This window comes from Mesorhizobium sp. M7D.F.Ca.US.004.03.1.1 (assembly GCF_003998635.1).
Taxonomy (GTDB): domain Bacteria; phylum Pseudomonadota; class Alphaproteobacteria; order Rhizobiales; family Rhizobiaceae; genus Mesorhizobium; species Mesorhizobium loti.
The window spans coordinates 1-7,219 of sequence record NZ_RZQG01000242.1; the positions used below are offsets into that span (position 1 = coordinate 1).

Here is a 7,219-nt window from a genome sequence, read left to right on the forward strand (position 1 = left end):
GGTCTGCCGCTATCGGCATGGCTGCGCATCCGTCCGGTACCGGGGCAATTGGCGGTCGTGGCCGAAATCATCCGCGAGCTGCCGGAGATCGCGCAATGCGACCGGGTGACCGGCGAGGACTGTTTCATTGCTCTGGCGCATGTCGGCTCGGTGGCTGAACTCGAGCGGGTGATCGACCGGATCATTCCCTATGCGATGACCAACACGGCCATCATCCAGTCGTCGCCGGTGGTGGCGCGCTCGGCCCTGGGAGCCATCAAGCGCCAAGCTTGATGTAAGGGGCCAGGCTTGGTGTAGGAGATTGTCGGTTCGAGGGTTTTAAGCGTGGCCGCGCTTCATGCGCGCCTGCTTCAGGATGGCGCGCCAGCGGATCATGTCGAACGGGATCGGCTCGTTGCTGTTGGCGATGTGGAAGATCTCGTTGTTGACGTTCTTGAGGGAACGCCAGAAATCATAGTCGGTTATGCGCGGATCGGCAGCCAGCCTGTCCACCTCGACCTTGATGTCGGTTTTCATGCACGTTCCTCGAACCGGCTTCGCCCCGCCGCCCGTGTCGCTACCTCGATGCGGATCGTTTTCGACCGACCCGCTGAGTCGCGCAACGGCTCAATCGGCTTGTTCCCGTTAAAACCTCGGTAAGGTTAACGCGGGCGCCGAGTCGCTTCAAGCACTGCCGCCAGCCGATTCCAGGGTTTTGCGATTTTAGATTGCCGGTGTGGCTTTGAAGCCCAAGCCCATCGCTCTGTCCGGGAACGAGAGGTGTCGGCTTTGCCCTATTTGCGTTTGATGCCGATCGAGCGGCCGGCGCGCTCCGGCATCGGCAGTGCGGAATGGGCGGCGCGCATGGCTTCGACCTTGGCAAGCACATCGGCGGGGAAGGGTGCGACCTTCGGTCCGGACATATCGACATGCAGGGACAGGATCTCGGAGGTGGCGGCGAGCCAGCCGTCGACATGGCGGATTTCCTGGTAGGTCCGCAGCCGCTTGTCATCATGGTCAATGAGCTGGAGAGAGATGCGGACCTTGTGATCCAGATGCAGTTCCTGGACGTAGCAGACATGGACTTCGGCGGTGTAAACGGTGAGCCGCCGCTCCTTCACGTAATCCAGCCCCATGCCCATCGCCTCGAAGGCTTCGTCCGAGCAGCGGTCGAACAGCACGTTGTAGTAGGCCATGTTGAGATGGCCGTTGTAGTCGATCCAGTCCTTCTCGATGTCCATGGGTTTGGAGACGAAGGGGGCGGGGATGGGCATCGAAACTTCCTTGTTCTGGCGCTGGACAGAGCGTGGCTGGTGAGACTACGAGACTACGCATCCATAGATGCATGACAAGCGTGGGCGCTGGTCCATTCGCGGAGGAATTCATGGCTCTGAGCGACCTCAACCCGGTCGAACGCAACGAAGAGGGCATCGCCGCGGTGCTCGGCATCCTCAAGCAACAGCTCGGCGAGCGCTTCCAGACCGGCCAGGCCATCCGCTCCCAGCATGCGCATACCACCACCTATATTCCAACGCAGGCGCCGGATGGCGTTGCTTTCCCGGAGACGACGGCCGAGGTGCAGGAGATCGTGCGTGCCTGTGCCGCGCACCGGGTGCCGGTGATCGCGTTTGGCGTTGGCTCCTCGCTGGAAGGCCACACCAATGCGCCGGGCGGCGGCATATCGGTCGACACCTCGCGCATGAATCGCATTCTGGCGGTCAATCCGCAGGATCTCGACTGCACCGTCGAACCCGGCGTGACCCGTGAGGACCTCAACCGGCATCTGCGCGATACAGGCCTGTTCTTTCCGATAGACCCGGGCGCCAACGCCTCGCTCGGCGGCATGGCGGCGACGCGGGCGTCCGGCACCAATGCGGTGCGCTACGGCACGATGCGCGAGAATGTGCTGTCGCTGACCGCCGTGATGGCCGACGGCGAGACGGTGACGACCGGCAAGCGCGCGAAAAAGAGCTCGGCCGGCTACGATCTGACGCGACTGCTGGTCGGCTCGGAAGGCACGCTCGGCATCATCACCTCGCTGACCTTGAAGCTGCAAGGCATACCGCAAGCGATCTCCGGCGGCGTCTGCCCGTTTCCGAGCGTCGAGGCGGCCTGCAACGCGGTCATCGCGACGATCCAGATGGGCATTCCGGTGGCGCGCATCGAACTGGTCAACGCGCTGCAGATGCGGGCGATGAAGAATTATTCGAAACTGGACTATCCCGAGAGCCCGTGCCTGTTCGTCGAGTTTCACGGCAGCGATGCCGGCGTGGCCGAGCAGGCCGAGACCTTCGGCATGATCGCGGAAGAAAATGGCGGCGGACCGTTCCTGTGGACCAGCGTCGCCGAGGAGCGGACGAAACTGTGGAAGGCCAGGCACGACGCCTACTGGTCGTCGCTGACGCTGCGGCCCGGCGCCAAGGGCCTGTCGACCGATGTCTGCGTGCCGATCTCGCGCTTTGCCGAATGCGTCCTGGAAACCGAAGCCGACATCGCCGAGATGGGCCTGATCGCGCCGATCGTCGGCCACGCCGGCGACGGCAATTTTCACGTGCTGGTGCTGATGGACGTCAACGATCCGAAGGAGATCGCGCTGTCGGAAAAATTCGTCGCGCGGCTCAACATGCGGGCGATCGCCATGGACGGTACCTGCACCGGCGAGCACGGCATCGGCCAGGGCAAGATCGGCTTCCTGCGTCACGAGCTCGGCCACGGCGTCGACATCATGCGCACGATCAAGCAGGCGTTGGATCCGCAAAACATCATGAACCCGGGCAAGATTTTGCCGGACGAGGGCCATTAGATGTCGGCTGCCGAAACCCTGCTGCCGATCGAGGTGCCGCCCTCGTCGGCCGGGCGCCATTACCTCATGTGTTTGCGGATGAAGGCAGACTGGTCGTTGCCTACATCGCCAATGCTCCGGATACGTCCTTCGATGGCACGAATCCGCGCTCGGTTTCATCGGTAACAGGCAACCAATCCGTCGCCGTCTTGACCGCAGATCCTTATCTGGCGTTTCAGTTCGGCCCGCCGAACGATGAAGCCATCAGCGGCCATCGTCTCTATCCGTTGGGCTTGCGGGCCTACGAGGCATTTGAAGTCCGCAATTCGTCGTGGATCGCTTCCCTGGAAAAGGCCAATCGGGTTCATTCATCCCATACGCCTGAACTGTTTTTAGACTACCGGCATTTCATAGTGGCGTTCCACGATTCAACGCTGGAGTTCATTGCCGAGAGTTTCTCGACCAGCCTTCACAACGGAGCGGTTTTGACCGTGCTCATGGAAACTGTTGGACACAGTCGCCCAGCGCAGCACGTCAGACCGGGCCACTTTCTCGACAGGCTTCGGCGACGCAATTGATCCGTCAGGGGATTCCCTGCTTGTCTTGACCGCGCCACCATTAGGGTCGAGGGTCCTCAGACGGCAAGCCTGGAGCCGACAGGCGCGCCAGCTGAGGAGGACCGTCATGGCCATTTCACGCAAGGAAGAGGCGCGCGCGCTGAGCGCCGATGAGACGGAATTGGTGGAGAAATCGCACCATCCCGCGGTGCAGGAGCTTTCCGACGCCGATCTTGCCGGTCTGGTCAAGCTGCTGCGCGAGCGGCGCGACAAGGCGCAGAGCGAAGCGCACCGGCGCCGGCGCGAGATACGCGGCAAGGGCGCGCCGAAGGGGGCCGCGCCATCAAAGGCCGATGGCGGTTCGCAGGTCAAGCTCGCGACATTGGCCATGGCGATGCGGCGGCTGAATGGCGAGGCCGAACGGCGGCGCCAATTGGCGGCTCGGGTTTCGCTGGTCGGGAATGCACGCAAGGCGCTGGCCATGAAGCAAAGTGCGCCGGCGGATGGTCCCGCGCACAATTCGCGGACGGCTCACAAGGGCATGCGGGCCGTGGCCAACGAGCGAGCGCCGAAGCTGGTCCGGCCGGCGGAACTCGGTCGGCAGCGCAAGGCGGGCAAGGTGGCGCAAGCAAAGCGTGACGCGCGCTGATCCTCGCGGATAGAGGCCGTCAGCCGTCGCTTTACCGCGCGGCGGGAAGTTGCTTCTGCGCGTCCTCGACAAGGGCCTGCAGCATGGGGCGGGTTGGCGCGAAGAACGTCGTGCCGGTGTTCGGCGTCGAGAAATCGAGCAGCCGGTCGTAGGCGCCCGGCGGGTCGCCGATATACATGCGCTGCAGCATTTTTTCGGTGACCCAAAGATATCTGGAATAGCCGATGAAGTAGGTGCCGAACTCGTTCTGTCCGGGCCTGCCGAACGGCATGTTGTCGCGCAATATGTCGTACTCGTTGCCGTCGGCATCCTCGATGGTGGCCAGCGACTTGTGCGATTTGCGTGGCGCGTCGTCATCGTCGATTTCGATGTTGTCGATCTTGGTGCGGCCGATGATCGCTTCCTGCTCGGGCGTCGGAATGCGCGCCCAGGCCTGCATGTCGTGCAGATATTTCTGGACGACGACATAGCTGCCGCCGGCGAAGTCGGCATCTTCATCGCCGATGAGCGCCGAGGCGGGCAAATCGAGGCCGGTCGGGTTGGCGGTGCCGTCGACAAAACCGAGTAGGTCACGGGCATCGAAATAGCGAAAGCCCGTCACTTCGTCGACAACAGTGACGCCGGAACCGAGCCTGTCGAGCAGGATGCGCTCGAACTCGAAGCACATGTCGGGGCGTTCTGAGCGGATGTGGAAGAGAAGGTCGCCCGGCGTCGACGGCGCCGAATGGACCGCGCCTTTGATCGGCGCGAACGGTTTTAGCTCCAGCGGCCGCCGGCCGGGACTGAGACGGTCCCAGAGATCGTGGCCGATGCTGGCGATGCACGACAGGCGGCCGCCAAGGTCGCGGAACCCGACATTTTTGACCAGGTCGTCGAGTTCGCCGAGCACCGACGCGACCTTTGCGAGCGCACTCTGCTCGCTGGCGACGGTGACGACAAGAAAGACCGCCGAAAGCGACAGCGGAGCGTCGATACTTTGCGCATCGATCGGCACGCGATCCCAGTTCTTCCCAGACATCCGAATTCTCCGCTTTGCGAGGATTTGTTTCAGATCATCAGGGATCGCGCAACACTGGATGAATTGCCTCTTTATCGACACGCGGATGCGGGTAGAGTGCGGCTGAATTTCAATCAACCCGTTCGGAGCTGATGCTCGCACGCCTGTTCGTGATCTTCGGTGGTCTTTTTGTGCTGGTGCTGTGTGCGGCGCTGGTGGTGCCGTATTTTGTCGACTGGACCGGCTACCGCGCCGAATTCGAGCGCGAGGCGAGCGCCATTCTCGGCCGCAAGGTGACCGTGCAGGGCGACGCCACGGCAAGGCTGCTGCCGTTCCCCTCGGTGACCTTCTCGAATGTTGCCGTTGCCGGCGGCCCCAATGGCCAGCCAGCCATGACCGTCGAAACGTTTTCGATGGATGCGGAACTGGCGCCCTTCCTGCGTGGCGAAGTGCTGATCTTCGACATGCGACTGGTGCGGCCGAAAGCGACCATCGATATTGCCAATGACGGCACGGTCGACTGGGCGATGCGGCCGTCCTCGCCCTTCGACCTCAACCAGATCTCGATCGAGAAGCTGACGGTGACGGAAGGGCAGATCGAACTGCGCCATGCCGCCGGCGGCCGCAGCCACCTGTTTTCCGAGATCAATTCGACCATCTCGGCCAAGTCCCTGGCCGGCCCGTGGCGCATGGACGGCACGCTGCGGCTGGACGGGTTGCGCGCCACGATCGCGGCGTCCACGGGCAAGGCCGAAGGCACCGGGCAGATGCGGCTGCGGCTGAAAGCCGATCCGGACGCCTATCCGCTGGTCATCGAGACCGACGGCAATGCGGGCATCGTCAATGGGGCCGCCGTCTACTCCGGCCAGTTCAAGATCTCCGGTGCCGACAAGAACAGCGCCGAGCTGCGCGGCACCGATGGCGAGACGGTGAAGGTCTCGGCCGGCAAGCCCGATCCGGGCTTTCGGCTGAACGGCAAGTTTTCCCTCGACCACCAGAAGTTGGGCGTCGACGAATTCCGCTTCGAGACCGGGCCGCTCGACAACCCCTACACCGCCGACGGCAAGGCCTCGGTCGATCTCGGGCTGAAGCCGAGCTTCGCCATCGAGGCCAATGGCGCGCAGGTGCAGTTCGACGAGGCGGTGGGCGCCGAGGCCGGCGCCGGCCTGACACTGGATCAGCGCATCGCGGCATTTGAGCAGGCGCTTCTCGACCTGCCGAAGCCGACCATCCCCGGCACCGTCGAGGTCAAGCTGCCAGCGGTGGTGGCCGGCGACACCACGGTGCGCGACGTTCATCTTTCCGCCGAGCCGGTCGATGGCGGCTGGTCGGTGAAATCGCTTGCCGCGACCTTGCCCGGCCGCACCACGCTGGAAGCCGATGGCATGCTCCTGCTCAACGTGGAGGGCCATTTCGGCTTCAACGGTTCGTTGCTGCTGGCCGTGGCGCAACCCTCAGGCTTTGCCGCCTGGCTGTCGAAGGATGTCGACGAGGCGATCCGCCGATTGCCCGCCGCCGGCTTCAAGGCCAAGGTCGAGCTCTCGGAGAAGCGTCAGGCCTTCAGCGATCTCGAACTGATCCTGGGCAAGGCGAAGTTTTCCGGCCGCATCGATTCCAGCCAGCCCGACGACGCCAAGCCTTCGGTGCTGATGCGGCTCGAAGGCGGCGAACTCGATGTGGACGGACTGGCGGCCTTTGCCTCGATCTTCGTCAGTGACAAGGGCGCCAACCGCTTTGCCGACCGCGACCTCGATTTCCAGATCAAGGCTGGGCCGGTCAACGCCGGCGGGCTGACCGCCGACACGGTCGATACCGCACTGAGGCTGCGCGACGGACTGCTCGAAATCGACCGGCTGTCAGTGGGCGGGCTGGCCGGTGCCTCGATCAGCGCCACCGGCAGGATCAAGGATTTCCCGGCAAGCCCGACCGGCAAGCTCGATGCATCGGTGGTTGCCGTCGACCTGAAGCCGCTGATCGACGTCGCGGCCCAGCATTATCCCGACAGTGCCGTGCTCAAGGGACTGGCGAGCCGTGCCGCCGCCTATCCCGAGCTGTTCCAGGATGCGCGCGTCGACCTGGTGGCGAGTGCGGCCGACAATGGCGACGGCACCACGGGCCTGGCGGTGAGCGGGCAAGGCAAGGCCGGCGGCTCGGCTTTTTCCGCGTCGCTGTCGGGGAAGGGGGCGGTGGACAAGCTTCTCGAAGCGCCGGTGGCGCTGACCTTCAACGCCAAAAACCCTGATGCCACCGCGCTG

At 63.8% G+C, this 7,219-nt stretch carries 8 protein-coding genes; 5 read left to right on the forward strand and 3 right to left on the reverse strand.

Translation table 11 applies throughout. The features are described from left to right. Positions 1–273: Lrp/AsnC ligand binding domain-containing protein (locus EN935_RS15605; protein ID WP_164771149.1), on the forward strand; the 273-nt coding region annotated here is incomplete at its 5' end. 45 nt (positions 274–318) lie between these two features. On the opposite strand, the gene EN935_RS15610 is transcribed toward EN935_RS15605, so the two are convergent. Continuing rightward, entirely contained in the window at positions 319–516 is a 198-nt protein-coding gene (locus tag EN935_RS15610; protein ID WP_056582983.1) for a hypothetical protein, read from the reverse strand. A 257-nt stretch (positions 517–773) separates the two neighbouring features. Further along, positions 774–1,253, reverse strand: coding sequence for a thioesterase family protein (locus EN935_RS15615; protein ID WP_127264575.1), 480 nt, complete (start codon positions 1,251–1,253; stop codon positions 774–776). A 110-nt stretch (positions 1,254–1,363) separates the two neighbouring features. On the opposite strand from EN935_RS15615, the gene EN935_RS15620 reads away from it, so the two are divergent. The 3 genes from EN935_RS15620 (at position 1,364) to EN935_RS15630 (ending at position 3,967) form a co-directional block, all read left to right on the forward strand. Beyond that, positions 1,364–2,782, forward strand: a complete 1,419-nt coding sequence (locus tag EN935_RS15620) for an FAD-linked oxidase C-terminal domain-containing protein (RefSeq protein ID WP_127264574.1) — start codon at positions 1,364–1,366, stop codon at positions 2,780–2,782. 68 nt (positions 2,783–2,850) lie between these two features. Then, entirely contained in the window at positions 2,851–3,339 is a 489-nt protein-coding gene (locus EN935_RS15625; RefSeq protein ID WP_127264573.1) for a hypothetical protein, read from the forward strand. 106 nt (positions 3,340–3,445) lie between these two features. After that, complete coding sequence (locus EN935_RS15630) at positions 3,446–3,967, forward strand: hypothetical protein (RefSeq protein WP_126069520.1); 522 nt, start codon at positions 3,446–3,448, stop codon at positions 3,965–3,967. 31 nt (positions 3,968–3,998) lie between these two features. Here the strand turns inward: EN935_RS15630 and EN935_RS15635 are convergent, their stop codons facing one another. Beyond that, positions 3,999–4,985 carry a Dyp-type peroxidase gene (locus tag EN935_RS15635; RefSeq protein WP_127264572.1) on the reverse strand — a complete coding sequence of 329 codons (987 nt, stop codon included), beginning with the start codon at positions 4,983–4,985 and terminating at the stop codon, positions 3,999–4,001. 131 nt (positions 4,986–5,116) lie between these two features. Here EN935_RS15635 and EN935_RS15640 point away from each other — a divergent pair. Beyond that, positions 5,117–7,219: AsmA family protein (locus EN935_RS15640; RefSeq protein WP_127373427.1), on the forward strand; the 2,103-nt coding region annotated here is incomplete at its 3' end.